The 25,627-nt window shown below is 62.7% G+C and carries 24 protein-coding genes; 12 read left to right on the plus strand and 12 right to left on the minus strand.

The genetic code is table 11. The annotated features are described in order from the left end of the window. The first annotated feature begins 45 nt into the window (after positions 1-45). The gene (locus tag ONR57_RS11970) at positions 46-651 is read left to right on the plus strand and encodes a hypothetical protein (RefSeq protein ID WP_265123662.1); all 606 of its coding nucleotides are present in this window, start codon (positions 46-48) and stop codon (positions 649-651) included. On the opposite strand, the gene helR is transcribed toward ONR57_RS11970, so the two are convergent. From helR to ONR57_RS11990, 4 genes are all read right to left on the minus strand, one after another. Further along, positions 648-2,828 (minus strand): RNA polymerase recycling motor ATPase HelR, encoded by a 2,181-nt coding sequence (gene helR, locus ONR57_RS11975; protein WP_265123663.1) that lies wholly within the window; start codon positions 2,826-2,828, stop codon positions 648-650. The two genes, ONR57_RS11970 and helR, sit on opposite strands and share 4 nt — an antisense overlap. A gap of 415 nt (positions 2,829-3,243) precedes the next feature. Then, the gene (gene upp, locus ONR57_RS11980) at positions 3,244-3,873 is read right to left on the minus strand and encodes a uracil phosphoribosyltransferase (RefSeq protein WP_265123665.1); all 630 of its coding nucleotides are present in this window, start codon (positions 3,871-3,873) and stop codon (positions 3,244-3,246) included. Positions 3,874-3,884: 11 nt separating this feature from the next. Further along, positions 3,885-5,075: a URC4/urg3 family protein gene (locus ONR57_RS11985; RefSeq protein ID WP_265123666.1), complete on the minus strand. Its 1,191-nt coding sequence runs from the start codon at positions 5,073-5,075 to the stop codon at positions 3,885-3,887. Next, positions 5,072-6,352: a GTP cyclohydrolase II gene (locus ONR57_RS11990; protein WP_265123668.1), complete on the minus strand. Its 1,281-nt coding sequence runs from the start codon at positions 6,350-6,352 to the stop codon at positions 5,072-5,074. The genes ONR57_RS11985 and ONR57_RS11990 overlap by 4 nt, the downstream gene beginning before the upstream one ends. A gap of 118 nt (positions 6,353-6,470) precedes the next feature. Between ONR57_RS11990 and ONR57_RS11995 the strand changes: the two genes are divergently transcribed. After that, a complete protein-coding gene (locus ONR57_RS11995) occupies positions 6,471-6,932 on the plus strand; it encodes a hypothetical protein (protein WP_265123670.1) in 462 nt (153 codons plus the stop codon). 1 nt (position 6,933) lies between these two features. Here the strand turns inward: ONR57_RS11995 and ONR57_RS12000 are convergent, their stop codons facing one another. After that, positions 6,934-8,391 carry an amino acid permease gene (locus tag ONR57_RS12000; RefSeq protein WP_265123671.1) on the minus strand — a complete coding sequence of 486 codons (1,458 nt, stop codon included), beginning with the start codon at positions 8,389-8,391 and terminating at the stop codon, positions 6,934-6,936. Positions 8,392-8,774: 383 nt separating this feature from the next. On the opposite strand from ONR57_RS12000, the gene ONR57_RS12005 reads away from it, so the two are divergent. Next, entirely contained in the window at positions 8,775-10,301 is a 1,527-nt protein-coding gene (locus tag ONR57_RS12005; RefSeq protein WP_265123672.1) for a Re/Si-specific NAD(P)(+) transhydrogenase subunit alpha, read from the plus strand. A 5-nt stretch (positions 10,302-10,306) separates the two neighbouring features. Then, positions 10,307-11,752 (plus strand): Re/Si-specific NAD(P)(+) transhydrogenase subunit beta, encoded by a 1,446-nt coding sequence (gene pntB, locus ONR57_RS12010; RefSeq protein WP_265123674.1) that lies wholly within the window; start codon positions 10,307-10,309, stop codon positions 11,750-11,752. 87 nt (positions 11,753-11,839) lie between these two features. Here the strand turns inward: pntB and ONR57_RS12015 are convergent, their stop codons facing one another. From ONR57_RS12015 to ONR57_RS12025, 3 genes are all read right to left on the minus strand, one after another. Next, positions 11,840-12,691: a hypothetical protein gene (locus tag ONR57_RS12015; protein WP_265123676.1), complete on the minus strand. Its 852-nt coding sequence runs from the start codon at positions 12,689-12,691 to the stop codon at positions 11,840-11,842. Between the two features lie 77 nt (positions 12,692-12,768). Further along, on the minus strand, positions 12,769-13,755 hold the full coding sequence (locus tag ONR57_RS12020; RefSeq protein WP_265123677.1) for an alpha/beta hydrolase: 987 nt from the start codon (positions 13,753-13,755) through the stop codon (positions 12,769-12,771). Positions 13,756-13,825: 70 nt separating this feature from the next. Beyond that, entirely contained in the window at positions 13,826-14,269 is a 444-nt protein-coding gene (locus ONR57_RS12025; protein WP_265123678.1) for a TIGR03668 family PPOX class F420-dependent oxidoreductase, read from the minus strand. Positions 14,270-14,305: 36 nt separating this feature from the next. Between ONR57_RS12025 and ONR57_RS12030 the strand changes: the two genes are divergently transcribed. From ONR57_RS12030 to ONR57_RS12045, 4 genes are all read left to right on the plus strand, one after another. Beyond that, positions 14,306-15,169, plus strand: a complete 864-nt coding sequence (locus ONR57_RS12030) for an LLM class flavin-dependent oxidoreductase (RefSeq protein ID WP_265123680.1) — start codon at positions 14,306-14,308, stop codon at positions 15,167-15,169. A 137-nt stretch (positions 15,170-15,306) separates the two neighbouring features. Continuing rightward, on the plus strand, positions 15,307-15,744 hold the full coding sequence (locus tag ONR57_RS12035) for a VOC family protein (protein WP_265123681.1): 438 nt from the start codon (positions 15,307-15,309) through the stop codon (positions 15,742-15,744). Between the two features lie 32 nt (positions 15,745-15,776). Further along, on the plus strand, positions 15,777-16,898 hold the full coding sequence (locus ONR57_RS12040; protein WP_265123683.1) for a hypothetical protein: 1,122 nt from the start codon (positions 15,777-15,779) through the stop codon (positions 16,896-16,898). A 98-nt stretch (positions 16,899-16,996) separates the two neighbouring features. Then, a complete protein-coding gene (locus tag ONR57_RS12045) occupies positions 16,997-17,437 on the plus strand; it encodes a DUF6653 family protein (protein ID WP_265123684.1) in 441 nt (146 codons plus the stop codon). Between the two features lie 17 nt (positions 17,438-17,454). Here the strand turns inward: ONR57_RS12045 and ONR57_RS12050 are convergent, their stop codons facing one another. After that, positions 17,455-18,417 carry an AraC family transcriptional regulator gene (locus tag ONR57_RS12050; RefSeq protein WP_265123685.1) on the minus strand — a complete coding sequence of 321 codons (963 nt, stop codon included), beginning with the start codon at positions 18,415-18,417 and terminating at the stop codon, positions 17,455-17,457. A gap of 106 nt (positions 18,418-18,523) precedes the next feature. On the opposite strand from ONR57_RS12050, the gene ONR57_RS12055 reads away from it, so the two are divergent. Beyond that, positions 18,524-19,183 (plus strand): NAD(P)-dependent oxidoreductase, encoded by a 660-nt coding sequence (locus tag ONR57_RS12055; protein ID WP_265123687.1) that lies wholly within the window; start codon positions 18,524-18,526, stop codon positions 19,181-19,183. Here the strand turns inward: ONR57_RS12055 and ONR57_RS12060 are convergent. Both ONR57_RS12060 and ONR57_RS12065 read right to left on the minus strand, forming a co-directional pair. After that, positions 19,175-19,753: a GNAT family N-acetyltransferase gene (locus ONR57_RS12060; protein WP_265123688.1), complete on the minus strand. Its 579-nt coding sequence runs from the start codon at positions 19,751-19,753 to the stop codon at positions 19,175-19,177. The genes ONR57_RS12055 and ONR57_RS12060 overlap by 9 nt on opposite strands. Then, positions 19,753-20,604, minus strand: a complete 852-nt coding sequence (locus ONR57_RS12065; protein WP_265123689.1) for a VOC family protein — start codon at positions 20,602-20,604, stop codon at positions 19,753-19,755. Before ONR57_RS12065 ends, ONR57_RS12060 begins: the two co-directional genes overlap by 1 nt. Positions 20,605-20,778: 174 nt before the next feature. Here ONR57_RS12065 and ONR57_RS12070 point away from each other — a divergent pair, with 174 nt between their 5' ends. Both ONR57_RS12070 and ONR57_RS12075 read left to right on the plus strand, forming a co-directional pair. Further along, a complete protein-coding gene (locus ONR57_RS12070; protein WP_265123690.1) occupies positions 20,779-22,356 on the plus strand; it encodes an MFS transporter in 1,578 nt (525 codons plus the stop codon). Between the two features lie 120 nt (positions 22,357-22,476). Continuing rightward, positions 22,477-22,962, plus strand: a complete 486-nt coding sequence (locus tag ONR57_RS12075; protein WP_265123692.1) for a DUF4112 domain-containing protein — start codon at positions 22,477-22,479, stop codon at positions 22,960-22,962. On the opposite strand, the gene ONR57_RS12080 is transcribed toward ONR57_RS12075, so the two are convergent. Beyond that, on the minus strand, positions 22,909-24,333 hold the full coding sequence (locus tag ONR57_RS12080) for a chloride channel protein (RefSeq protein WP_265123694.1): 1,425 nt from the start codon (positions 24,331-24,333) through the stop codon (positions 22,909-22,911). The two genes, ONR57_RS12075 and ONR57_RS12080, sit on opposite strands and share 54 nt — an antisense overlap. Before the next feature lie 115 nt (positions 24,334-24,448). Between ONR57_RS12080 and ONR57_RS12085 the strand changes: the two genes are divergently transcribed. Continuing rightward, positions 24,449-25,621: an NAD(P)/FAD-dependent oxidoreductase gene (locus tag ONR57_RS12085; RefSeq protein ID WP_265123696.1), complete on the plus strand. Its 1,173-nt coding sequence runs from the start codon at positions 24,449-24,451 to the stop codon at positions 25,619-25,621. Positions 25,622-25,627 lie beyond the last annotated feature (6 nt).

The raw sequence follows: 25,627 nt of genomic DNA on the forward strand, positions 1-25,627 counted from the left end.
GCATTCCGGCGCCAGGACACGTGAATCCCAGTCTCGAGGTCATCCGTGAACTTGTCGCGCGGCCATCGCGTCACTTACGCGAATGACCCTTCGATGGGCGATCTCATCGCCGCAACCGGTGCTGAACTCAAGCCGTATCGTTCGACGCTGCCGAAGACCAACTCGGAGGGGGCAGATCAATCGGGTGACGCTGAAAAGTCATGGGCGGGCGATGCCATCGACCAATTGACGCTCTTCCAAGACGATTATGAATCGATGCTGCCGCAGTTGCGTGCGCTCTACGAAGATGACAAGCCAGATCTGTTTCTGTACGACATCGCGGGCGGCCCCGCACGAATCCTGGCGCACCAGTGGAACATTCCCTCGCTGCAGCTTTCGCCCACGTATGTGGCGTGGAACGGCTACGAGGATGAAATGAAGCCAATGATGGACGAAATGCGTCGAGATCCCCGTGGCGCCGCGGGTGTGGCAGTACGAGTCGACAGTGCCACGGTTTCGGCCGAGGAACTGCGGCAAGCCCTACAGACGATTGATGGACACCAAATCCGCAGGCGCAGTGCTGAACTGGCGCACGAACTGAAAGGCGCCGGTGGTGCCGCATGGGCTGCGGATATCGCCGAGGACAGGATGACACGTGTTCGCGAGCGCTAAGAACGCAGAATGACTAAGCGCTGCGTCGCGCGGGTCATCGCGACATAGCGGTCGACGGCTCCCTTAATACCCGAGCCGAACAAATCCGTGTCAATGAGGACAACGAGGTCGAACTCAAGTCCCTTCGCCAGTTCTGGTGTGAGCCAGCGGATTTGGGAGACCGCCGGAAAGGGATTGTCGACAGCATCGTTCGTTGTGATGATGCATGCGGTTCCGTCAGCGTGTCTGGCGAGCCAGGCGCTCAGCATCGTGCGCATATCCGACACAGACCCAAAACCAACCGGGACACCGTTGCTGCGGACGGACACCGGGACATTGGCGTCCGGAAGCACCGCGCGAATAACAGGTTCTGCCTCCTTCATGATTTCTTCCGGCGTTCGGTAGTTAATACTTAGCGAAGCGTGGTTGATATTCGCGATTCCGGCGCGCTTGAGTCGTTGCTCCCATGATTCAGTGAACCCGTGCCGCGCTTGGGCGCGGTCCCCGACGATGGTGAAGCTGCGTGCGGGGCACCGGCGCACAAGCATCAGCCACTCAGCGTCTGTGAGCTCCTGCGCCTCGTCAACGACGACGTGCGCAAAGGGACCAGCAAGCCGGTCCGGAGCTGTACTCGGCAGGGCCGACTCGTTGATTAACGCGTCACGCAAATCGTCTCCGTACAGCATCGTCATGAGACCTTCGCCGTCGTCGTACTCGTGGGATGCGATGAGTTCCTCGACCACCCGGTCCAACTGTGCGCGTTCCGCGGCACGAGCAGCCTTGCGGCGCCGGGCAGCGCGGGCTGCTTCGCGATCGCCGAGCCGCTGGCGTGCGGCGTCAAGCAAAGGCAGGTCTGCCACCGTCCATGCCAGCGGGGCAGGGCGTTGCAGCTTTCGAACCTCACTGGGAGTGAGCCACGGGGCACACTTTCGCAGGTACGCCGGCACAGACCACAAATCTCCGACGAGGTCAGCCGCATCGAGCAGGGGCCACGCTCTCGTGAAAGTGCTGGTGAGCTTGTCATTCCGTAGGAGCGACGTACGGAGTTCGTCACGCGTGACGTCGCGTTCGTCATGCTTGTCAATAAGGGTCGATAGAAGGGCATCCCACACGTCGTAGCGGGCCTCGTTGTGCGGAGTTCCCGGTTCCGGAGCCTCGAACGCCTCAGCCCAGTCCGCGGTGGTAAGCCAGACGTCAGCCCAGTCTGTTTCGACCAGCAGATCTTCTGACGGCGGCTTCTCAAAGAACCGGATGGCCGACTCGATCGCAGTTACCATCCCGGCCGACGATTTCAGCGCCGCTATGTTCGGGTCCGCCTCAGGAGTTGCGTCAGCTCCCTCGGCGACCAGGTCTCGCACAGTACATGTCTGCACGCCTTCCTCGCCGAGGCTGGGCAGGACATCGGCAACGTAGGACAGGTACGGCTGATGCGGACCGATAAACAGCACGCCGCCGCGACCGCTCCCCAGACGGGGATCCGCGTACAAGAGATACGCGGCACGGTGTAACGCAACGACGGTCTTTCCGGTGCCGGGGCCCCCATCGACAACGAGAGCTCCCCGGGAACTCGCGCGGATGATTGCATCCTGGTCCGCCGCAATAGTGCCCAGCACATCCCGCATTCGTGTGGAACGGCTGCTTCCAAGGCTGGCGATGAACGCGGACTGGTCGTCAAGGGCGGCACACCGCGCATCCCCGGAGTCCAGCTCTTCTGGGGCAAACACCTCATCCCAGTAGTCGCTGATCCGGCCTCGGGTCCAGCGGTACCTCCGGCGGCTCGTGAGCCCCATAGGATGAGCATGGGTGGCTCCGAAGAATGGTGCGGCCGCGGGGGAGCGCCAGTCGAGCAGCAGGGAATCGCCGGCGCTGTCCGCCAGGCCAATCCGCCCCACGTACACGGGTTCGGAACCATCCGCGCTCTCCATGCGTCCGAGGCAAAGATCGAGGCCGAAGCGCCGAAGCACACGCAGCCGAGAGCTAAGCCGGCGAATCTCGAAGTCGCGGTCCATCGCGTCACGGCCCGTACCGCCCGGCTCCCTGCGCGCTGCATCAAGCCGGTCTGACAGCTCAGCGATCTGTCGGCTGAAATTATTGGCAATCGCCGCGAAGTGCCGCTCGTCGTCCGAGATCAATGCTGGATTGGCCTTGCCCGAGAGGCGATCAGGAAGGTCGAAAACGCTGGTGCTCAGAGGATCCACGCTTGTCACTCCAGATTCAATTCGGCGTGGCTTCTTGCCACGACCAGCGATTATTGGGCATTACCCGGGGCTTGCCGCAAGACCCCCACTGCGCTATATCTTGAAAGGGGCGAGGGGAGTTCCTCGCGTGATCGGTATCGTCCGCCGCATAGCGACAGCATCGTCGGCGCCATCCGGGTCGCGGCCGTTCTCAATTTCGTGACATCACCGCGCGTGGATGCGGGCTCACATCCAGGCCTTGCACCTGACGCGACGTGAGGTCTTAGCGTTGTTCCGGCGGTGCAACTCAGTAAGGAGAAGGATCGGGGTGTGGAAGGTTGGGGACTTGGCTTCCCGGACAGGGTTGTCTCCGATTTACCCTGGGCACACCGGCCACGGGTCTCAGCCTGTCGTGACTGCGTCCCGGCGATGGAACCTATTTGGTGCCGAAGATCCGGTCTCCAGCGTCCCCGAGCCCGGGCCTGATATAGCCGTGATCATCGAGCTCGCGGTCAATCGCAGCGGTATATATCGGCACGTCCGGGTGCGCACGGTCAAGTGCGTTGATGCCTTCGGGACAGGTAAGCAGGCAGGCGAATTTGATGGACTTGGGTTCGAATTCTTTGAGCCGTTCCACCGCAGCGCGTGCAGTGTTCCCGGTTGCCAGCATCGGATCCACGACCACGACATCACGCTCGTGGAGATCCTCAGGCATCTTGAAGTAGTACTCCACCGCAACAAGCGTTTTCGGGTGACGGTATAAGCCAATGTGGCCCACTCGCGCACCAGGAACGACGCGCAGCATCCCGTCAAGAATGCCCGTGCCAGCCCGCAGGATTGACACAAACACAACTTTCTTGCCGTCGATGGCCTTGCCGGTCATCTGCTCCAGAGGAGTCTGGATGTCGACATCGTGCATGGGGAAATCACGCAACACCTCGTACGCCATCAGCATCGAAACCTCGTCGAGCAGCTGACGGAAGTTCTTGGTGGACGTTTCCTTTCGGCGCATAAGCGTCAGCTTGTGCTGCACAAGCGGATGATCGATGACGTGCACTTCGCCCATGTGTCACCACCCTAGAAGACGGAGCCGTCACTGTTGATCGTCAGTGGAGGCAGTCCGCCACGGAGTTCCTGCGCGAGCGCCCGCCCGGCTGCCCACGTACCGCCTTCGAGGACGCACGCTAGCGGCATATGCGCGCGCGTCACGCCAAGCCGGTTGCGTACCAGCGGGGCGAGCTCGTCGAGTAGCGCGACAGTGAGAGCGCGCCACTCTACGACGAGTTCATCACTCACATCCCAGCTTCGATTGGTGACAGCCGGATCGCGTAGCCGGAGTACGCCCGAGTCGATCAGCAGCCCGCCGTTTCGGTACTCAGGCAGCCCGGTCAGTTCGTCGAGACCAGGCACCGCCGACCCCGTCACCTCGAAGGGCTCGATTAGCGAGTAAGTCAGCCATTGCGACAGCTTGTGGAGCGGCACCCAGCCAGCGGTCAGGCCTGCCCCTGTCACCGCTTCATGGCGCCAGCAATCGCCCAGAGGCTCCGAACCGATAGCGTTGCCTGACAACCAAATACCCGAAAGTGTCGCCAGCAGGCGCTCCAGTATGCCGTGTGCGCTCGGCCGTGCCACGTCCTGAAACAGACCGGCAGGACGCCCGAAGGGTGCAAGCGCTTCACCGAGACGGTGCAGCAGTCGCACTCTGCCATCGAGGCCCACAAGCGGGTTGTCGGGAGTCACCTGGAATGCTCGGGCGAGGTCTGCAACCGTCAGACTTCGTAGGCCTTCGGCGTCCGCTTGCAGCGGGCGTGCGGCATCACTGGAGAATACGCCTGCCTGGAAAGCGTGCCAGCTCGCTACGGCCAGTCCCTCGGAGCGGGAGAAGACCTGACCGCTCGACTGTTCAGAGAACTTCCAGTCTGGCCCGGCACCAGCGTCAAGCAGAACGCTAACGACCGCAAGGTCAATCATTGTCGCGACACGTGACTCTGCATTGAATTCCGATGTAAGCTCGTGGAATTCGGACATCCGCGCCACGCCGCCCGCTTCGAAGTGCCGCCACCGGCTGTGATAGGGAATCTGCAAGGAGGGATAGCGGTCGCGAGTAACCGCGGCCACTGTAGCCGCGGTCATGTCGAGTGCATCGTCATCGATGCTGAACCACATCGACCGTCCAGCTCGTGCGCGGTCGAGCAGCTGGCCCGCGCGTTCCCGTACCGCGAAGGTCGATCGCAGCGCGGTGGCTGCCGCAACCGGCGTATTCGTCATCCGTCGAGCCCCCTGCCTTTGGCCTTCTTCAGCTCGTCAGCATCTGGAATGGGGCCGGGTGTGAAGTAGCCTGCAGCCATCTTCGCGTCGATCTCAACCCGAGCGTCCGGCGGAATCAGATAGTCCGGAATATTCACGCGCTCAACGACGTCAATCCCTGAAGCGGTGATGGCGTCGTATTTCATGTTGCTCATCGAAACGAGACGGTCAATCTTGCTGATCCCAAGCCAGTGCAGGACGTCGGGCATAAGCTCCTGGAAGCGCATGTCCTGCACACCGGCCACACACTCAGTGCGAGTGAAGTACTGGTCGGCAGTGTCACCGCCCAGCTGGCGTTTGCGCGCGTTGTAAACGAGGAACTTAGTTACTTCGCCAAGCGCGCGCCCCTCCTTGCGGGAATACGCGACCACTCCTGCGCCGCCGCGCTGAGCGCCTTTGATGCACTCTTCGATCGCATGCGTCAGGTAAGGGCGACACGTACAAATATCCGAACCGAAGACATCAGACCCATTGCATTCGTCGTGAACCCGTGCGGTCAGTTCAACGGCAGGATCCGCCAGGTCGGCAGCGTTTCCGAAGATATACACCGTTTGCCCGCCGATCGGCGGGAGGAAGACCTCCAGATCTGGGCGAGTAACGAGTTCCGGGAACATACCGCCGGTCTCTTCGAACAGCACCCGGCGCAATTCCGCCTCGGTGCATCCGAATCGCTGCGCGATTCCGGGCAGAAACCACACAGGTTCCACCGCCACTTTGGTTACCACCGCGGCACCACTCGCCAGCAACAGACGGCCGTCCGGAATGAGGCGGCCACGGATGATTGCATCAGATATTTCAGGCAGCGAGACGTGCGCCTTCGTGACCGCAATGGTGGGGCGAATATCCAAGCCAGACAGCAGCTCTGCAGCAAATACCTCGGCGACCATCGCACCCCACGGGTCCATGCTCACGATGGCTTCCGGGTTACTCCACTGTGGGTACGGGCCGATCGAATCGGTTGGTGCGGTATTCGTGAGATCCGCGCGGTGCTCGCGCGAGAGCGCGCCGGCTGCGACCGCGAGGGCGCGGTACACACTGTACGAACCGCTGTGCGTACCGATCACGTTCCGTTGCGCCCGCGAGGTAGTTGTACCAATCACTGGGCCACGCTCCGCCGGCGTCGCGGCTCCCCACATGATTACCGGAGTTCCGGAACTTCCGACGTGTGAGGTCAGACGTATATGACCCGCCGTGCTCGCGCCACCCGGTTGCGGGGTACCACCTGATTCAGCGGACATCTCGATCCCCTGCATTCGTCCGGGTGCCTCGGTTATGGCTCCTGGAACGGAAACCACAAGGATACTGGGTAGCGGCGGGCCGCGCTCAGTGAAGACAACTACGCAGGCGGAGCAGTGCATGGAATTTGAACGCAACGTGGTCGTGAATGCGCCAATAGAAAAGGTGTGGGCGCGAGTGGTCAGCCCAGACGGCATCAACGACGAGATGCGTCCGTGGCTCACGATGAGTTTCCCGCGCGATGCAGGGGCGACGACCACGATCGAAGACGTGCCGCTCGGTGAACAACTTGGCCGGGTGTGGTTGCGACTGTTCGGTGTGGTGCCATTCGACTATGACCACCTTATGATCGCGGAGCTAGAGCCCGGCGCCCGGTTCCGCGAGGAGTCGACCATGCTCAGCATGAAGCGCTGGGCACACGAACGGATTCTCACCTCGCTGCCGGATGGCCGATCCGAGGTAAGGGACCGGATCGCGTTCGAACCCCGGGTTCTCCTGCGGCCGGCAAGCTTCGTCCTGGCCCGCTTGCTGCCGGCACTATTCGAGCACCGTCACCGTAAACTGCAGCGGTATTTCGGTTAGTTCAGACCAAGGGTGCGGCATTGTCAGTCCGCCTTCGGGAAATGTGCGATATCGCAAGCGGCGAGAGCACGCCGGCGAGGACAGCCACGATCAGGATGAGCGTGTGGCTGACAGCGGTCGCTTCAGGCAGCCCCGCGGGCGGAAAGAAACCGACCACGACAGCAGCCACGGAGAAGCTGATACCAATCCCGCACACGAGCCGGATACCCCACGTGCCGCCAGGTATCGTGAACGAGCGCGCCAGCTTCGGGTTCTTGCGGCGCAGCTTCAGCGCGGACGCAAACATCATCGCGTACATGATCACGTAGAGCTGCACGAGAAGAGCGCTGAGCAGCCAAAACATACTGGCAACGCTAGGCTGGAAAATGAACAGCAAGCTGATGAGCGAGCCGATCACTGCCTGGCCGAGCAATATTGGTTTCGCGGCGCGCCGCGACGTCTGCCGCGCAAACCGCGGGGGGAGGTGCCCGTCGCGCGCCGCGGTCGACATCGCGGAAGGGGTTGACGCCATCCAGCCAGCGATCTCACCGATCGCGTCCACGTAGATGGCCAGCGCCATCAGCGGTACTATCCAGCCGATGTGCCACACATGATCGACGCCGACATTCATTGCTTGCACAATTCCCGCAGTAATGCTGATCTCATCACTCGGGACCAATACGGCAATCGCGAGAGTCGCGGGCACAAGAAGCGCCGCGATCATTAAAACCGAAATCAATGTCGCTAGCGGGTAGGTGCGAGCAGGGTTCCGCATGTCACCGATCCTGGCGGCCATTACCTCGATGCCCGCGAAGATGAGAATCGCCGAAATCCCGAACGTGATGTTGCTCGGATTCGTGAGATCGGGGATAAGCCGTGCCGATTCGCCGGTGATGTTCGTGTCGCCGTCCCTCAGGAGGTACGCGACGGCGAAGGCGATCAGCACCAATCCCGGGATGATGGTGCCGACGATCGAGCCGAACGTTCCGAGCATTCCGGAACTGCGCAATCCGAGCAGGCTCAGCCAGGTGACCAGCCAAATCGTGCCGACCACGACGACGGCAGCATAGAGCTTATTCTCGGCGCCAGCCTCCCACCGCACCGAGAGAGCGAACATAGCGGCGGCACCTGTCAGGACCACCGTCCAGAATATTATGTTCTGGAACCATTGCAGCCAGGTCGCGACAAACCCGGCACGTGCACCGAAGGCCTCGCTCACCCACACATAGACGCCGCCGTCGCGCTGGCAGCGTGTGCCGAGTTCCGCCGCGACCAGAGCGGCAGGAATAAGGAACAACACGATCGCCACGCCGAGGTAGAAGACCGCTCCCAGCCCGTAGGTGGCGAGCGCGGCCATTCCATTCAAGCTCGTGATGATGCCGAACATCAGCATGACCACGAGGAACAGCCCGAGGGGCCGCTGCGAGATTTGCGCACCGTTGGAGCGACCACGCGGCCCCACACCGGAGAATGGGCTCACTCGCGCAGCCTACGCTTGAGCGCTGGTCACTATGCCCGGTTTGGGGCCGGTTCTCGCAGAGTTTCGTCAATCAGATTCGCATTCCTCGCGCAGAAGTATCGGGCTTTACAGCGGCCAGGTTCGCGTCCACGCTGCACCACACTTCTCGACCTGCCATTCGCCGAAAAGCGCGGTTCCACGACGACGCGCTTTCCCGGGATATGAAAAACTGAATCGTTAAACGACGTGGTGTGATGCGTCGCACAAATATCGAAACGGAAAACAAATCACCAGCTAAACCGCACACCGGTGAGGGCACCGAAGCGCGCGTGCGCCGCGCACACGACATTGCCGACATTACGGGAATGTAGCCTAATACACCTGTCCACCTAGGGAGTTTCTTCATGATTGTTGGTGTCCTGCGGGAGGTTGGTCCCGGCGAGACGCGTGTGGCGGCGACGCCTGCGACTGTGGGGCAGCTGATGAAGCTCGGGTACGACGTGGTTGTCGAGCCTGGTGCGGGTGAGCTGTCGAATTTCGCTGATGTGGCGTATGCGGACGCTGGGGCGTCGATCGGTTCGGTTGCTGAGGCTGATGTGGTGCTGGGTGTGAACGCGCCGTCTGCAGAGCAGCTGGGCGGGTTGAAGCCTGGTGTGACGCTGATCAGTGTTCTGAACGCGCGGTTTGACGAGGGTCTGGTGGCGGATTTGTCGCAGCGGCCGATCACGGCGCTGGCGATGGATGCGGTGCCGCGGATCAGCCGGGCGCAGTCGCTGGATGTGTTGTCGTCGATGGCAAACATCGCGGGCTATCGCGCGGTGGTCGAGGCGGCGCACGAGTTCGGCCGGTTTTTCACGGGCCAGGTGACCGCGGCGGGCAAGGTACCGCCAGCCAGGGTCCTGGTGGTGGGTGCGGGTGTCGCGGGTCTGGCAGCGATCGGTGCGGCCGGTTCGATGGGCGCGGTGGTGCGTGCGACGGATCCGCGCCCGGAGGTGGCTGATCAGGTGGCGTCACTCGGTGGCGAATACCTCGCGATTGAGAACCCTGAAGCGGAAGTCTCCGCGACCGGGTACGCGAAAGAGATGGGTGATGACTACAAGGCCCGGGAAGCGCAGCTGTATACGGCGCAGTCCCGTGAGGCGGACATCATCATCACTACGGCGCTGATTCCGGGTCGCCCGGCACCGCGGATCATCACCGCGGAGATGGTCGCATCGATGAAGCCGGGTTCGGTGATCGTGGATATGGCCGCTGCCAATGGCGGCAACGTCGAGGGCACCGTGCCGGGGGAGAAGGTCATCACCGATAACGGGGTGATCATTCTCGGGTATACGGATCTGCCCGGCCGCTTGCCGGCGCAGGCGTCACAGCTGTACGGGCAGAACTTGGTGAACCTGTTGAAGCTGATGACCCCGGGCAAAGACGGGCAGCTCGTCGTCGATTTCGATGACGTGGTGATCCGGTCGATGACCGTGGTCAAAGACGGTGAGTGCACCTGGCCGCCACCACCGGTCCAGGTGTCCGCGACACCCACCCCCGCTGCGGCGGCGGCGCCGGTGACCGCACCGGTGGTGAAGGAACCGATGTCGCAGGGCAAGCGGATCGCTCTGGTCGCAGCGGGTGCGGCGGTGCTGTTCGCGCTGATCGCGGCGGCCCCGGCCGCTTTGCAGGGCCATTTGATCGTGTTCGCTTTGGCGATCGTGGTCGGGTTTTATGTGATTGGGCATGTGCATCACGCGCTGCACACCCCGCTGATGTCGGTGACGAACGCGATCTCGAGCATCATCATCGTCGGTGCGCTGCTGCAGGTCGGATCGTCTAACGCGGTCGTGACCACGCTCGCGCTTGCGGCGATTCTTCTGGCCAGCATCAACATTTTCGGTGGCTTCGCGGTGACGCGCCGCATGCTCGCCATGTTCTCGAGGAGCTGATTCGCGTGCTCACCTTATCTACTGCCGCTGCGGCGGCGTATGTGATCGCGGCCTTGCTGTTCATTCTCGCGCTGGCCGGATTGTCGAAGCATGAGACCGCGAAAGCGGGCAACACGTTCGGTGCGCTCGGTATGGCTGTCGCGGTGGTCGCGACGCTCGCGCTAGTTTTCGATGACGGTATCAGTGTGACTGCACTGGTGCTGCTGGTGACGGTGGTGCTGATCGGCGGGGCGATCGGGTTGTGGCGCGCCCGGGTAGTGCAGATGACCGGGATGCCGGAACTGATCGCGCTGCTGCACAGCTTCGTCGGTTTGGCGGCGGTGTTTGTAGGCTGGAACCGGTACTTCAAGGTTGAGGCCGACCCCACCGGGCCCTACGCGGCCGAGCTGGGCGAACTGGATCTGCTGGGTATTCACGCCGCTGAGGTCACGATCAGTGTGTTCATCGGTGCGGTCACCTTGACCGGGTCGATCGTGGCGTTCTTGAAGCTGTCGGCGCGGATGAAGTCGACACCGCTGATGCTGCCGGGCAAGAACTACCTGAACCTGGGTGCCCTCGCTGCGTTCGTCGTGCTGACGGCGTGGTTCGTGATCGACCCGCAGCTGTGGATTCTGATCACGATCACCGTGCTCGCACTGCTGCTGGGGTGGCATTTGGTCGCCTCGATCGGTGGCGGGGACATGCCGGTGGTGGTGTCGATGCTCAACAGCTACTCCGGGTGGGCCGCTGCCGCGCTGGGGTTCTTGCTGCGCAACGACCTGCTCATCATCGTCGGTGCGCTGGTCGGTGCGTCGGGTGCGTATCTTTCGTACATCATGTGCAAGGGCATGAACCGCTCGTTCCTCTCCGTTATCGCGGGTGGTTACGGCATCGAGGCTGGCCCGTCGTCAGACACTGATTACGGCGAGCACCGGGAAGTGACTGCGGATCAGGCCGCGGAAATCCTCGCCGCCGCCCGCAGCGTAGTCATCACCCCCGGCTACGGCATGGCGGTCGCGCAGGCACAGTACGCGGTCGCGGAACTGACCCGGAAACTCCGTGCGCATGGCGTGGAGGTGCGGTTCGGTATTCACCCGGTCGCGGGTCGGCTGCCCGGGCACATGAACGTGCTGCTCGCCGAGGCGAAAGTGCCGTACGACATCGTGCTCGAGATGGATGAGATCAATGACGACTTCGGTGACACCGATGTGGTCCTGGTCATCGGCGCGAACGACACCGTCAACCCGGCTGCGGCGGAAGATCCGTCCAGCCCGATCGCGGGCATGCCGGTGCTGAACGTGTGGAACGCGCGCAACGTCATCGTGTTCAAACGCTCCATGGCCTCCGGCTACGCAGGCGTGCAGAACCCGCTGTTCTTCCGGGAGAACACCGCCATGCTCTTCGGTGACGCCAAAGACAAAGTCGAACACATCCACCACGAACTCGACCAGGTAGCCCACGCCACCCACTAACGGGGAACAGCGGGTACATTCTGAGCCCGGCAGCACACGTGCTGCCGGGCTCAGTCGTGTCCGGGGCGACAGAAGACGCGTTCGTCGCTATTCCCACGCCGCAGCGCGAACCTTGTATGGCGAGTCCACGCAGCCGGCTCCGCTGACAATATTCGCGGTCCCGATCTCCCAGGCCGTAGTTATGCCGGAACCGCCGCGGTGGATCTCGACGAGCCGCGCCGCGTGGCCGCCCTCCAGCACCGATTCCACCGAACACAGGCGCACCGACTGCCACGCCTCACCATCCACCATCGGGTGGAGCACCGCCAGCGGCAGGACAAGATAAGCGCTCACCGCGAGAATGGCGGTATTGGCCAGCCTCACCCGGCGATCAGGCGGCACAGGTTGCTGACCGTTCCGTACGCGAACTACGTTCCGCAGCAAGTGAAGCTCCTTCGGCAGGCGGTACGCCAGCGTCGCGAGCGCCGTGGCCATCGCCCACCAGGGACCAAACAGTGCAAGGGCCCACAGAAAGCCGATGACGGGCCGCACGAGGTCGTTGAAAACGTCCGCGAACCGGTATTGCTGTTTCTTTGCCGCTGTGTGCTGGGTGAGCATGCGGCGGGAAGCCTCACCAAGAAACTCGAAAACACGCGAATTACTGATGAGGACGAACAATATGAGAAACAGCAGCGGATATCGCAGTACGTTGTCGATCAGCACATTCACCCATCCGGCGGGTCCGTGCAGCCGGATGATCTCGCCGGTGAGGGCGGGACTTTCGGTGACGTACAGGATCTTCAAGAATGGGAAGCTCAGCACCAGGGCGATGATCACGAGCTGGGCTAGCTGAGCCCGCGAAACCTCACCTTCGCCGACGAAGCCAGGGGCACAATCGGCCTGGTCGGAGGCGTCTGAAGTGTCAGAGTAGCTGTCGCTGTGCCTGCCGGAGCGATTCATTGTCCGAGTTAATCACGGCACCGTACGCGAGGATTCGTTCCCGGTGAAGCTGTGCGGTTCGGCGTTGCTGCACTAAGTTACGATCCTGCGTGGTGCGTGCTGACCTCGTCGACAAATCGCGCGATCTCGTCGAGGGCATCAGATGCGGCCCGCGACACCCTGTGCGCGATCTGAAACACATGTATCTTCCGGTGGTACAGACTCAGCCGTCCGTTCCCGCCAACCGCGTTGAGCTTCTCGACGTAGTGCTCAGCATCCCCGGTCAACAACTCGGCATCGCTCGCTTGCACAAGCACCGGCGGCATGACAGTCAGGTCGTCGTTCGTCAGCAGAAGTTCGGGGTCGGACGGTGCGACACCGCGCCAGTGGGGTTCCATCAACGCCCGCCCGGCATCGGTAAAGTGCACCGGTGCTTTCGGGTGCTTGCTGGTGAGCCAGCGTTTGCTCATCGACATGGTGGGGTCGACCACGGGCGACAGCGCGACAACACCCGCAGGAACGGGCAAGCCAGCCCGGTCAGCTCGGGGTGGCAGACCCAGCGCGAGGTGACCTCCGGCAGAGTCTCCGCACACAACGATGTCTTCGGCGCTGACACCAGAGTCGAGGAGCCAGGCGTAGGCGCGCAGCACGTCGTCGACAGCAGCAGGGTAGGGGTACTCGGGAGCCCTGCGGTAATCCAGCGAGAAAACGGGACGCTTCGTACGGGCTGACAGTTCACTGGTCAGTCCGCGGTGCGACCGCGGCGATCCCACCACGAACCCGCCGCCATGGACGTACAGCAGCACCGCAGCATCGCGCGGACCAGACCCAGGGCGCTCCACCCACTCGCCACGCACCTGACCGTCCCGGAAGCGCACGCGGACTTGCTCAACGCGCGTAGCCGGATCGGCCCGCAGGTTGGGCCGGGTCATGTAACGCTCAAGCATGAGGCGCATGGCACGAACCTCTGCCATCGTGATCGTGCCGCGCGTACCGAGTCGCCGCGCATACCGCCCGGCCGCGCTCCGGCCGCTGGTCATGGCAGCGCGGCGAAAGTGATCCAGCCTAATTACGGTTGGGCGCATAGCTCGATAGTGCCACAGGCCGGTTTTCCCGGACGCTCGTACTGCTCGGCCGGCGGCGACGCCTGGTCTATCAGGGCGCTGAGCGTGCCGACCACGCTGTCCACCCGGCTGGCTCGATGATGATCGCGGGACCGGCAGGCGGATCCTCGCTGTACTGCGAGTACTTGCCCGCCAGTGCGTCGAGGGCGCGCGCCCGTTCTTGGCCGTCCTCAGCGATCCGCCCACGGCCGTCAACCCGTACCCACCACAGTCGCGTCCAATCGTCGTCGTAATGGTCGACAATGAGGCTCACCGCCGGGTTGGTGCGCAGATTGCGGAGGCGCTGAAGGTTGTTCGTCCGTTTGGGTTTCGAGTCGATCGCGGTGACGACCTCTTCATCTGCCACCGCGAAGGTAATGGGTACGACGTGGGGCGTCCCGTCCGGACGAACCGTCGCAAGCCTGGCCACTTTCGCAGCGGCAAATCGCTGACGCGGGGAATCGGGAGGCAAACCCGCACCGGTGGTGGTAGGCATATTTCCAGTGTGCTCGACTCAGAGAGAAGGTGCAGCATGCAGGTCGGAATCGGACTTCCCAACGCAGTACCAGGCGCAACTGGCCGCGGCCTGATCGAATGGGCGCGCCGCGCAGACCAGGCTGGGTTCAGCTCACTCGGCTCCATCGGCGCGGTGTCGTATCCCAGTTATGAAGAGCTCACGGTCTTTGCTGCGGCGGGCGCGGTGACCGAGCGAATCCGCTTCTTCACAAACGTACTGATCGCCCCGCCGCGAAGCGCTGCCGAGCTAGCGAAGCAGGCTGCGACGGTCGACCAACTCACGAACGGCAGGCTCACCCTCGGATTGGGTGTGGGCTGGCGCGAGTCTGACTTTTTGCTCACCGGCCGAGACTTTGACGGCCGCGGTGCGGCCTTCGACGAAATGTTGCCGGCCTTGTACCGCTCGTGGCGTGGCGAAGCGCTCGACCCGGCGGCACGCCCAGCATCCCCGCCCCCTGTGCAGTCACCGATTCCAGTCATGATCGGCGGCACGACCCAGGCAGCGATCAGGCGCGTCGTCGACCATGGGGCTGGCTGGACTGCGGGCGGGCTGCCGCCCGATGCGGTCAGTGAATTCGCCACGAAGGTGCGAACAGCATGGCAGGCTGCCGGGCGCGACGGTGAACCGTACATCACAGCGCTTGTTTACTTCGGTCTCGGCGACACTGAGCAACAGTCTCGCGAAAGCGTGCTCGACTACTACAAACCGATGGGTGACGACGTTGCTCAGATGATCGCGGGGAGTGTGCTGCGCAGTGCCGAAGCCATTCAAGGCGCGATACAGGCGTATGAGGCGACAGGCGCGCACGAGCTGATCTTCGCGCCAACGGTGTCCGCAGTCGACCAGGTTGATCTGCTTGCGAACGTCGTGTTCGGATAAAAGCAAACGCAAGTAGCGTCGGAACCCTCGCTTTGACCTGACCCCTCCTTCTGGTGATAGCGGTCAAATACTGTCCTATGTGTCTGGCACAGTGAGCGGAGCAGATCAGGAATTGTTGAAGGGTAAGGACGGCGGCTATGTCCCACGAGATCCAGGTGACGTTCGACTGCGGTGACCCGGCGGCGCTCGCGAGGTTCTGGGCTGACGCCCTTGGATATCAGATTCAGGAGCCTCCGCCGGGCTTCGACAGTTGGGACGCGGCGCTGGCGGCCATGGGCATCCCGCCTGAACGCCGCAACGACGCGTCTGCACTCATCGATCCAGAAGGACGCGGTCCGCGGATCTTTTTCCAGCGCGTGCCTGAGGGGAAGGCTGCGAAGAACCGGGTACATCTCGACGTTCGCGCAGCACCGGGATTAACCGGCGACGAGCGTATGGCAGCACTTGAAGAATCGTGCGCTCGACTCGCTGAACTCGGGGCGACCCGGATCGCACGATACGAGCCTGCCCCGCCGCTTCAGGCGGGGCACATCGTGTGCACCGACCCGGAAGGCAATGAGTTCTGCCTAGATTGAGAGTAGGTGACAATCGAGACGGGGAGACAGTTGTGCCGGATCATCTCGAAGTGCTGGTTGCGTTGTGTCTCGGGCCACGCGTCCCCATCAGTGGCACGATACGGGCCTGGCGCGACGTCGAAGAAGGAATGCACTTGTACTACGGGAGCTATTTCGGCGAACAACCTCTCGTGCTCTCCCTTTTGACTCCCGACGGAAATCTTCGCGTCACGCGATCGGGAGCCAAAGTCCGAATCGACACCGCCGATGGCACGCCACTGTTTCGATCAGACGGTCACTCTGCGTGGCACTTTCGCAACGACCGCTCCGACCCGCGAGTGACGTCTCCTGCCCGGGTGCGGTTCCTCGGCCCTGGCCGCGAACTCGCCCTGTCGAGCGAGGAGGATCGGTGGGCGAACGAGCGGTGGATCAGACCGGTGGGGCCGGTCGAAGGGGTTGAGTTCCTGGGGAGGCCATGCTGGGAATTCAACCTTGCTCCGCCGCGCCCCTCGCCACGGTCACGGATGCTGGGCGAGTCCGATTCCGTGCGAACGATCCGGCTGGACGTTCACACGCGAGCTGTGGTGGCGCAGTACGATCACAATGGTGACTCCGGCGCCGAGTTCGTGAGCTTCCACGTCGATGAGCAACTCCCTGATGCGGTGTTCACATGGCAGGGGACGGCAGTAACCGACGACGAAGAGATGGCTTTCCACCAGCGAAAAGCCGAAGACGACCGTCGGCTCGCGGACGAGGCCAACGATTGGTTCCGCAGCAACATCCTCCAAGGTGATGTCAATCTTCCCGTATTCAAGAGCTTTTCCCTCAAATCCACTCACGTCAACGAGAAAATCGGAGAGGTCAGCGCGGGCCTTTCTTGCTATAGCGATTGCTTGACGATCCGGCGAAGGCCACGTTCGAACATGCCCTGGACGCTCCCGCCTATGCGGGACGACTATGCAGGGGTACACGAGGAAAGCCGTTACGTATGGTCTGCAGGAGCTTTCGATTGGTTGCTGTCGGTGACGCGCGGAGAACTTAGCGCTTCGTCAATCGCTCACCTGCAGCGGTTACTCCACTCGTCCGAGCAACCGGAGCCGGGGCCCCCGCTTGAACGAATGCACTCGGGCGGGATTGTGGCTATTTCTGCCAATAGCCCGCGCGCAGGGTCCTAAGCCCCTCAGCTTGAGCTGCTTAGAACGAGTATGGCCTTCGCGCCGTGACAAGGAGCAGAATCCAGAGTTAGGCGACCAGCAGCCGGAAGGAGCCGTCGATGGAGGACTGGCGGAAGGTCATGCGGGTGGTGTTCGCGCGGCACAGCAATCCGTGGAGCATGTGGACGAGGTGGGCGAGCACACCGCTGATGCTTGTCCCGTTGTGGCGACGCAGCCAGCGCGACGCCGCGCTGGTGGGCCTATGGATGGCAGTCAACCCGGTGGTGTTCAGCAAGCCCGCGCACGACCGGGCATGGTCGACCCGGGCGGCGCTTGGTGAGGAGCAGTGGCTCGCCAAGCGGCCGATAGACACCGCGATGGCGGTCAACGTGGGCGCGACCGCCGCCTTGCTGGTCGCGATGGTCGCCGCCCATCAGCGCCGCGCAGTACCGGCCGCGGCTGCGACAGCACTGGAGATGGGACTGCTGATGGCGTACTGGGAACTGATGGCCCGCTACTACGAACGCAACTGTGGCGAGAGCCGAACATCCCGATCATGATCTTGGAGGTGGACCGCCTAAGACGATCCAAGGCGCCGCACCGAACCCGGCGAGCGTCCCATCGTCTTGGTGAAAGCCCGGCTGAACGACGCCTCGGATTGGTACCCGAGCTTCGCGGCAACCGTTGCCACCGTTGAGCCGTCCTCCTGCAAAAGGGCTTCAGCGGCCTCCATGCGACTGCGCGTTACATACTGCATCGGCGGAGCACCGACAATCTCGGTGAACCGTGCTGCGAAGGCGGATCTCGACATCGCGGCTGTACGCGCGAGCGAATCGACTGTCCACGGTGCGCCCGGGGAGCGGTGAATCGCGGCGATCACGGGGCCGAGTTGTGGATCGTTCAGCGCGCCCAGCCATCCAGGATGGTTGCTGGTATCGGTCGCGAGCCAGCAGCGAATCGCTTCGATGACGAGGATGTCAGCGAGTCTGGTGGTGACGGCTTCGCCGCCGGGCCGCAGGTGCCGAAGCTCCGACGCCATCAAATCGAGAACGTCCCGGACACGTGATCCTCGCTCGTGTGCGGAGTCGATGTGGATCACGGGTGGGAGAACCGCCAGCAACCGGTTGACGGTGGGCTGGTGAAAACTGACGACTCCGCAGATCAGCGTGGTGCGCGCGCCGCCGCCACCGCAGCGCAGAATCGAATAGTGATCGCTCACCATTTGCTGGGGAAGCTGGTCCACCCGCCCGGAGACGGGGGCGTCCGGCTGATTGCACAGGAGATGTCCCCGGCCGTGGGGGACAAGTGCGAGATCGCCAGCGCGGAGATATTCGGTGGCTTCTGCGATCTCGAGCCAGCAGCCGCCTTCTGTGACGACATGAAAACTCAGGCAGCCAGCGAAGGGCGGCATCTCTAAGGCCCATGGTGCTGTGGCCTCCGTGTGCGAATAGAACACGCCTCGCATCCGCAGCAGGTAGAGCGCCTCGGCGAGCGCATCCTGAGGCGTCCAGGGCACCACTGCTGCTGGACGAATAGACATAGATTCCAGACTACTCGCGATAGATCCTCCACAGAACCACGGATAGCGTGGACGTATCGAACAACGGTCGATGTGAACGCCGTAAAGACTATGGAGGAAGATCATCATGAACATTCTGGTAGCTGGTGCCACCGGCGGCTCAGGACGTGCGGTCGTGGCTGAATTGCTGGCACGGGGCCATTCGGTCACTGCACTTGCTCGGCACGCTAGCGATCTCACTGCTGCGGGCTCCAATGGCGCATTTCGGGCGGTCGATGGCGACGTTACTGATTCAGCGTTTGTGCGTGACGCGGTGAAGGGTCAGGACGCGGTTGTCGTTACCTTAGGGATTAGCGAGAACCCGATGAGAGTGCGTTTACTCGGCCCGAAACACTCTGTGCTGGAAGTACGCTCGATCGGGACACGCAATCTGATCGAGGCGATGCGCGCTCATGGCGTTTCTAAACTGATTGTGCAGAGCTCATACGGGGTGGGAGATACGGCGCGAAAGCTGCGCTGGCTCGATCGGCTCTTCTTCGCCCTGCTCATCAAGCCGCAGATCGCGGACCATGAGAAACAGGAGGCAATGGTGCGATCGAGTGGGCTCGACTGGGTTGTCGTCCAGCCCGTCCACCTGAACGATAACCCATCGAGCGGGGCTCCCCACGTTTCCTCCTCCGGCGAGGTGGCGTCATGGTCAGTACCCCGGGCAACCGTCGCCTCTGCCATCGCCGCGGCTGCGGAAAGCGCTGACTACGTTGGCAATTCAGTGGCGGTGTCAGCTTAGGCTGAGCCGCATCAGCACGCGGGGAAAGCCGCTCAGGACGGAGTCCGTGTCGGCGACGTGGGTGAATCCCGCGGCCTCGAAGTTCTTTCGGAGTCCGGGATACGCCATCGTCAGGTCTACCTTCTCGCCTCGATTGTCCAGTGGATATGCTTCGATTGCCGGCGCGCCGCTCTGACGAGCGTAATCTGCTGCGCCGGCAATCAGCGCGTGTGAAACGCCGTGCCCGCGGTGGCCCGGCCGGACGCGGATGCACCAGAGCGACCACACGGGCAAGTCATCTACGTGCGGAATCTTCCGATTGCGGGCGAATGCGGTGTCGGCGCGCGGAGCGACCGCTGCCCAGCCCACGGGGGTGTCGCCGTCGTAGGCGAGGACGCCCGGGGGAGGACCATTGCGCATGAGTCCCTCGACGTACGCTCCGCGCGCCGGTCCGCGCAGCTCGTTGTTGAGCTTCGAGGGCACTCGGTAACTCAGGCACCAGCACACATTCGCGTCGGGACGTTTTGGCCCGACAAGTGCACGCACATCATCGAAGACAACAGCTGGACGAACGTCGAACGCCTTAGACATCAGGTATTTTCAGGGACGAACTGGTTGGCGCCGAACACCGCTCCAGCGGGGTCTCGCAACACCGACATCCGCACCCAGGGGGCGTCGGTGGGCGGCAGGATGATTGTGCCGCCGAGCTCGACGGCCTTCGCTGCCGTAGCGTCGGCGTCAGCGACGCCGAAGGTGATTCCCCAGTGTGGTTGCGTGTCAGCGTCATCAGCAGCGATGGCGGTCAAGCTGGCGACCACATTTTGGAACCCCGCGGGCGCGCCCATCTCCGCCATCGCCGCGTTTGTGCCGGGATTGAGCAGTTCGAGGTGATCTCCATAGCCCGGGAGGCTCCACATCTGACCGCCGGGGCCGAGGTCAAGAACATCCCATCCGAAGACTGCTCCGTAGAACTGCTTCGCCTTCTCAGGGTCGCGGGTGTAGAGATCGTTGAAGTTCACGCTGCCTGGCTCATTCACGACGGCAGAACCACGGTGCGCGCGAGGCTCCCACACCATGAACGTCGCACCTTCAGGGTCGGCGCATACTGCCATGCGGCCCTGATCGAGGACATCCCACGGGCCCATCAAGACGGTGCCACCGCTGTCTTTCACCTTGGCCGCGGTCGCGTCGGCGCTCTCGACCCAGACATACGTATTCCACACAGGCTTTTTCAAGCCGTCGTCCGGGAACCCCGTGATCGCTGCAACATCACCGCCGCTCAGGCGACCGATGAGGTACGTCGATTCAGCGTCAGGCGGCATCACGTCCTCGCATTGCCAACCGAATAGCTTGCTGTAAAATTGGGCCGCGGCGGCAGGATCTGGCTGATTCGTATCGGCCCAGCACGGCACTCCAGGAATGTAACGATCAGGCGCACTCATTCTCAAAACCTTCCTCGTTGATGAACTGCTGATCTCATCCTGCCCCCTGTAGCGGACAGGTTACGTCCTGAATTCGCACATATTCGGAAAATGTTGGCGCCTGCAGTTTTGCCGTGGGTAACCGCGCCACGTGCGACCATGGATTCTGTGCCAGTCGGATGAATCGAGTTCAGCATGCACGCGTCTCACACCGGCAACCGGCGGACTCTCGCAGCCACTGTGGGGGCGGCCGGGATCGCGCAGCTCCCCACCGCAGCAATCGTGGTCGCCCTCGCTTCGATACACAACGAATTCGGCACTTCGCTCGAAGCACTGCAATGGACGGTCACCGCGTTCCTCATTCCCTACGCCGCATTGATGATTGTTTCAGGACGCGTGGCCGATGTATTCGGGCGCAGAAAGGTACTCATTGCCGGCACTGGGGCGTTCGTCGGCGGTTCCGCGCTGGCCGCGATTTCGGTGGACGCACCAATGCTCATCGCGTGCATCGCGATATCCGGAGCAGGTGCCGCCGCCATGATCCCGTCGTCGATGTCCGTCATCACCGACGTCTTTTTTGACGCCGAACGTGCACTTGCGATCGGCATGTGGGGCGGGGCTACGGAGCTTGTGTCGGGAGTGGGCATTCTGATCGGCGGGGTGCTGATCGAACTGCTCGGGTGGCGGGCAATCTTCGTGGTCTGCATCCTCATTGGAACCGCGATCCTCGTCACCGTCATCATTGCGACCCCAGAGTCGCGGGATCCAGATGCGCCGCGACGTATCGACTATTTCGGGGCGGCAATATCAGTGTTCATGCTGTCCGTGCTGAGTCTGGCTCTCATTCAGGGACCAAGCTGGGGGTTTGGGGCGCCCTCGACTGTGGCGCTGTTCGTGCTTTCCGCTGTGGCAGCGGGACTATTCGTCTTTGTCGAACTTCGCGTTCCGTTTCCGGTCATCGATTTCAGCCTTCTGAGGCGGCGGAACTTCACAGGTTCGCTGGTCGTCATTTTCGCGCTCGACTTCTCGCTCGGTGCGCTGCTGTTCTTCTTGCCGTTGTTTTTCCAGCAAATGGTCGGTTACTCGGCGATCTTCACCGGCGTCGTGCTTCTGCCCCTGACAGGGCTGATGGTGCTCGGTTCACCGCTCGGCGGGAAGATCGCCGCGAAAGTCGGTCCACGCCCGCCGATCGTTGTGGGTCTTGGTCTGATGTCCCTGGGGATCTTCCTGATGACACGGTTGACCACCGAGACGACGGTGTCGCAGCTGTGGTTGCCGACGGCGATCATCGGTTTTGGCACGGGCCTGGCATTGACGCCGATGAACCTGGCCGCCATGAATGCTGTGAACCCCGAACGTGCGGGTGCGGCTTCCGGACTGCTCGTCACCCTCAGCGGGCTCGGCGCGACGATGGGCGTCGCGATCACCGGTGCGCTGTTCAACGAGTTGCAGGCAAACCGGGTGGTTTCGCTGTTAGCTGGTCACGGGGTGACTGTCACCGAGGCGCAGGCGCGTAATCTCACGGGACTGCTGGCCGATACGCCGCGTGCGCGAGCAGAACTCGCGCGAACTGTCGGTGTCAATGAGGCAGAAGCGATCGAAGTTGTGCGAGAGGCGTTCGTCGCGGCTTTGAGCAGCAGCCTGTTTATCTCGGTGGCGCTTGTCGGTGTCAGCATGCTTCTCACCATCGCGGTGATGCGAAAGGAACCTGCCGCGCCTGCTGGCGCGCGCGAACCGGCGGGCGTACCGCCGTTTCGCCCAGCGCAGCCGTAATGCCCGGACCCCCTCCGAATCCATCTGCGCAGGTCACACAAAACGGCCCAAAATCAGGGGTTCTGTGTGACCTGCGCAGATGGATTCGGGCGTGCGGTAGCTCGCGCGGCATACTGAGGCGTGACCATTCAGCAGCAGCCTGCCGATCTCGTCGAACACCGGCGCAGGCAGATCCGACGGTTCGCGAACCTGATGGACTCGCGGTTCCGGATTCCCGGCACGAAACAAACGTTCGGTGTCGACCCGATACTCGGCTTGGTACCTGGCGGCGGAGACGCGGTCGCCATGGTGATCAGCGCGGGCATCGTTATCCAGGCGGTGCGCTTCGGAGCGCGCGGCTCGACACTCGCGCTGATGCTGTTCAACGTCGCGGTCGACGCCATTTTTGGTGCGGTCCCCATACTGGGGTCGGTTTTCGACGTGTGGTTCAAGGCGAACAATCGGAATATCGCGCTTCTTGACCGGCATGTGACAGACCCACAATTGACGCGAGCTCAGATCCGGCGGAGAGTGTTCTGGCTGATCGTGCTCGTCATCGCGTTCACGGTGGCGCTACTCGCCCTTCTGACGGTGGGCATCGTCGCGCTGATCGCGTGGCTCATCTGAGCTGGCGCGCATCCGCTGTGCCGCCTCGCGGTTTTCGGCCTGTGAGCGGTAGATGGTGTCGCCACTGCTGCGGACGATGAAGTACGCGACCGCGACAGCAGCCATCGCCGGGGCAAGAATCGTGATTCCACCCGTCATTTCTGCGACCATGAGCATGACGGCGAGCGGTACTCGGCCAATCGAGCCGAAGCAGGCCATCATGCCGACGATCACGAACGGTGCGGGGCTGTCCGGCACTCCGGGTGCGATTGGTTCGAGCAGCCGCCACAACGCGGCCCCGGTAAACGCACCAATCACGAGACCCGGCCCGAATACTCCACCGGAACCGCCGGTACCGACGGTCAGCGACGTCGCGACGATCTTCGCTACCGGAAGCACCAGCACAATCCACAGTGGGAGGGCGAGGAGAGCCTCCCGGGACAGACCCTGCTGCACCCAGCCGTACCCGCTGCCGAGGACTTGCGGGATCGCAATGGCCATAAGGCCGACCAGCACACCCCCGACGGCTGGTCTGAGTGCTCGTGCGCCAGGCAGCCGCTTCGTCACTGCCACCGTGAAGTAGAAGCTGCGAGCGTAGAGGATGCCGAGAAGCCCCGCGAACACACCTATCAGCGCGTACCAGATGAGGTGCAGTGGATCATCCAATCGATACTCGGCACCCACATACCCGAATAAGGGTTCAAACCCGAAAAAGGTCCCGTATACGGCGTAGCTCACAATCGAAGCGAACAGGCCCGGCACGATCGCGTCGAATTCGAAATCATTCTTGTAGACGATCGCTCCGCAGAGAACCGCCCCGCCCAGTGGGGCACCGAAGATCGCACCGATGCCAGACCCAATACCGATGGCGACTGCAATCCGCCCGTCGGCGGGCGAAAGATCGAGCCGACGGGCCAGCAGCGAGCCAAAACCTGCGGAGATCTGGGCGGTTGGGCCCTCGCGGCCTGCGGATCCGCCAGACCCAATGGTGATCGCGGAGGCGATCAGCTTTATCACCACGACACGGCCGCGAATCATGCGCGGATCCTTGTTCACCGCTTCGATGGCGGCGTCGGTGCCGTGGCCTTCAGCTTCGGGAGCCCAGCGGTACACGATAAACCCGGCGACAAGCCCGCCGAGTCCGACGATAAGCGGCAAAGCCCAGGGACGAGTCACACCGGTCCCCGCACCACCGCCTTCCCCCGCAGCACTCGGAGGCGAATAGCCGCCGATCGTCTCGAGCAGCAAATGAGACGCCCCCATCAGCATCGTCAGAAAAAGCGCAGCACCGAGGCCAGCGATCATACCGATCGCAGTGCCCAGCACAATCCACTTCTTGAGGTAGGACGTGGACCGAACCCAGTTGACGAACCAGCCCGCTGAAGACCGCACGCCGCCACCTCCCGGTGTGTGCACTAAGAAGACGGTACGCCCACCAGGGATGGCGGGGTGTCACATTTCCGGCTATCGAGGTGTCTTCATGACGAGAACCCAAAAAGGAGGCGTCATGACAACGACACGGCAGATCAACATCGTCATACTCGGAGCCGGCTACGCCGGCGTCTTCGCGGCGAACCGCATTTCGAAGAAGGCTCCGAAGAACGTGCGGGTCACCGTCATCAATCCGCGAGACCAGTTCGTCGAACGCGTGCGACTGCACCAACTTGCGGCGGGAACGCACCAAGCCAGTGTGCCTCTCAAGACCGTCCTGCACAGGCGCGCAGAGGTTATGGTCGCTGAGGCTCGCTCAATCGAGGGCCATACCGTGGTGTGCAGCGACGGCAGAGAGGTGCCATTCGACTACCTGATGTTCGCTGTCGGATCGCGTGCTGCCCGAAACATTCCTGGCAGCGAGCACGCCTTTGCGGTCAGCGAGTTCGACAGCGCGTCCAGCCTGCAGCGGAAATTGGCGAGTCTGCAGCCGGCCGAGCGCGTCAACGTCATCGGCGGCGGCCTCACTGCGATCGAGACTGTTACCGAAATCGCCGAGGCCCATAAGGCGCTGAACGTGCATCTCTACTCAGACGAACCGGTTGCGTCGCCGTACCCGGCGGCAAGCCGTGAGTACATCAACCACACGATGCGCCGCCTCGGCGTCACAATCCACGAGGGGCATCGTGTCCGGCGTATCCATCCGGGCAGCCTGGAGGCTGGTGACGGCGACGAAAGGGTGCCCAGCGCGGTGACCGTCCTCGCCGCCGGATTCCGTGCGCCTGAACTCGCACAGCGCAGCGGCTTCACAGTCGATCACCTCGGCCGGATACGTACTGACGAATACCTTCGGTCCCTCGACGACCCCGCGGTTTTCGCGATCGGGGATGCGGGGATCCCGCCAGCGGAGGTGTCTGAACACTTGCGCATGGCATGTGCGACTGCGAACCCAATGGGTGCCCACAGTGCGAACAATGTTCTCGCTGTCATCAATGGTGCAGAGCCGAAACCATTTTCGCTCGGATACGTGGGGCACTGCGTCAGCATTGGCAGCAAGGCCGGAATTCTGCAGTTCGTCAACCGCGACGACACGGCCAAGGACTTCGCACTCAAAGGCCGCACCGCGGCAACTCTGAAGAAGTCGATAAACAATGGTCTGACGTCGGGCCTCAGACTGGCGCCAGCCGTCTGGCGGCATGGGCCGAAGAATGCGCACGAAGCTGCAGGGGATACGGTCGCGATGCGATGACCAGCG

Origin of the sequence: Hoyosella sp. YIM 151337 (assembly GCF_026041215.1) — a bacterium.
In the GTDB taxonomy this organism is placed as follows: Bacteria; Actinomycetota; Actinomycetes; order Mycobacteriales; family Mycobacteriaceae; genus Hoyosella.

What these genes read in the sequence shown, in the direction of transcription:
- ONR57_RS12070 (WP_265123690.1), top strand. Translation starts at nt 20,779, where the DNA reads ATGCACGCGTCTCACACCGGCAACCGGCGGACTCTCGCAGCCACTGTG.
- upp (WP_265123665.1), bottom strand. Translation starts at nt 3,873, where the DNA reads ATGGGCGAAGTGCACGTCATCGATCATCCGCTTGTGCAGCACAAGCTG.
- ONR57_RS11995 (WP_265123670.1), top strand. Translation starts at nt 6,471, where the DNA reads ATGGAATTTGAACGCAACGTGGTCGTGAATGCGCCAATAGAAAAGGTG.
- ONR57_RS12035 (WP_265123681.1), top strand. Translation starts at nt 15,307, where the DNA reads ATGTCCCACGAGATCCAGGTGACGTTCGACTGCGGTGACCCGGCGGCG.
- ONR57_RS11985 (WP_265123666.1), bottom strand. Translation starts at nt 5,075, where the DNA reads ATGACGAATACGCCGGTTGCGGCAGCCACCGCGCTGCGATCGACCTTC.
- ONR57_RS12065 (WP_265123689.1), bottom strand. Translation starts at nt 20,604, where the DNA reads ATGAGTGCGCCTGATCGTTACATTCCTGGAGTGCCGTGCTGGGCCGAT.
- ONR57_RS12005 (WP_265123672.1), top strand. Translation starts at nt 8,775, where the DNA reads ATGATTGTTGGTGTCCTGCGGGAGGTTGGTCCCGGCGAGACGCGTGTG.
- ONR57_RS12060 (WP_265123688.1), bottom strand. Translation starts at nt 19,753, where the DNA reads ATGTCTAAGGCGTTCGACGTTCGTCCAGCTGTTGTCTTCGATGATGTG.
- ONR57_RS12030 (WP_265123680.1), top strand. Translation starts at nt 14,306, where the DNA reads ATGCAGGTCGGAATCGGACTTCCCAACGCAGTACCAGGCGCAACTGGC.
- ONR57_RS12020 (WP_265123677.1), bottom strand. Translation starts at nt 13,755, where the DNA reads ATGCGCCCAACCGTAATTAGGCTGGATCACTTTCGCCGCGCTGCCATG.
- ONR57_RS12045 (WP_265123684.1), top strand. Translation starts at nt 16,997, where the DNA reads ATGGAGGACTGGCGGAAGGTCATGCGGGTGGTGTTCGCGCGGCACAGC.
- ONR57_RS12085 (WP_265123696.1), top strand. Translation starts at nt 24,449, where the DNA reads ATGACAACGACACGGCAGATCAACATCGTCATACTCGGAGCCGGCTAC.
- ONR57_RS11990 (WP_265123668.1), bottom strand. Translation starts at nt 6,352, where the DNA reads ATGTCCGCTGAATCAGGTGGTACCCCGCAACCGGGTGGCGCGAGCACG.
- ONR57_RS12050 (WP_265123685.1), bottom strand. Translation starts at nt 18,417, where the DNA reads ATGTCTATTCGTCCAGCAGCAGTGGTGCCCTGGACGCCTCAGGATGCG.
- ONR57_RS12055 (WP_265123687.1), top strand. Translation starts at nt 18,524, where the DNA reads ATGAACATTCTGGTAGCTGGTGCCACCGGCGGCTCAGGACGTGCGGTC.
- ONR57_RS12025 (WP_265123678.1), bottom strand. Translation starts at nt 14,269, where the DNA reads ATGCCTACCACCACCGGTGCGGGTTTGCCTCCCGATTCCCCGCGTCAG.
- ONR57_RS12015 (WP_265123676.1), bottom strand. Translation starts at nt 12,691, where the DNA reads ATGAATCGCTCCGGCAGGCACAGCGACAGCTACTCTGACACTTCAGAC.